Genomic DNA, 1,289 nt, shown 5'->3' on the forward strand with positions numbered 1-1,289 from the left:
ATTATCTGTGGCACCAACACGTCTTTTTAAATCTGCAATGCACTGTGATACTAAATCGCTACGAGATGGTTCTCTATAACTGTTGATCTGTTCTAATACACACTCTCGTGTTTCTTTAATCTGATCACTTACAACTTTCATGGAACCTTCATCAGCTGGCTTGATGTTTTTAAACATATTACTCATTTGTGTTTCAAGGTTTTGACCAAACTTTGTTTCAAATTCGGCAGATGCTTGTTTATTAGTTATCTGATAAGCACCTCTATAAAGAGTTGCGGCATCGGAAGAATATCCTAGTCCACAAATTTTTAATGCCAGATCAACCGGATCTGAGGAATTATAAGGGTTTTGGGTCACGCATCCTGAACTCATTAAAGCTGTGCCGATCAGTAAGAGTTTGAGTTTTTGTTTTAGTGAACTCAGTTTCATGTGGCTTTCCTTAGATGATGTAAGATAGAAACCGATAACTTATCGGCAGGGAAAATTTAATCTTTAGTGGTTTTATTATCCATGGAGGTTAAGATCACGATTATGTACTGCCATTTTATACTATTTTTCTTGTGTAATTAATTTACTATATATTCGTTTAAACACATTGAACTGAATCGCCACGGATAATTCAGACACTTCTGAGCCGTTGACGGACATCTGAGACGTCTGTTAAAAGCTTGATGATTCAATGATCTAAGGATACGTGGAATGGACACGGTGTCCTCAATTAATAATGTTGATTTTCTATCAATGAAATATGAATCTAAAAAAATATTGTTGATTGTTTTTTGAGTGTGCAAGGTGAAGAAAAATATTCTTCTGCAAGAATATGTGATGCTAAAGGTATAAGAGGAATTGTATTTATGGGAGGCCCGATTAGTTAATGATGTCCGTGATGCCTTTACAGCCAAAATATATAAAATATTAGGTAAAATAACGTGGAATGACATTGCAGGTCGGAACGTCACCTCCCGATCCAGTTGGTCCCCTGAATACTATCAAGATCCCGGCCCTGCACCAGTAGCGATTTATTAGCCGTTACGGTATACCACTCAGCGGGCTTAACGGCCGGCAGATCGTCCTCAATTGAACATTCCACTAATTCCGTTCATCACCAACTGATAGCTTCCTCACCCGTCGAGTGAACAAGGAATTTTCCAGTACATGAACGTGCTGCTTGATGAGTATTCTGAGGTAACTGATCGGCCGCTATGAGCGAACAGCGGACATTCTTGTGCAAAATATGTCGCTAAATTACAGTGAAGTTATTTTCGACCAACGCTATAGCCAACTGAACA

General features: G+C 38.6%; 1 protein-coding gene. It reads right to left on the reverse strand.

The annotated features are described in order from the left end of the window. The coding region (locus V1952_RS21880; protein WP_420075554.1) for a hypothetical protein at positions 1–429 on the reverse strand (429 nt) is incomplete at its 3' end. Positions 430–1,289: the final 860 nt, after the last annotated feature.

It is taken from the genome of Yersinia sp. 2542 StPb PI (genome assembly GCF_048593855.1).
Classification (GTDB): domain Bacteria; phylum Pseudomonadota; class Gammaproteobacteria; order Enterobacterales; family Enterobacteriaceae; genus Yersinia; species Yersinia enterocolitica_E.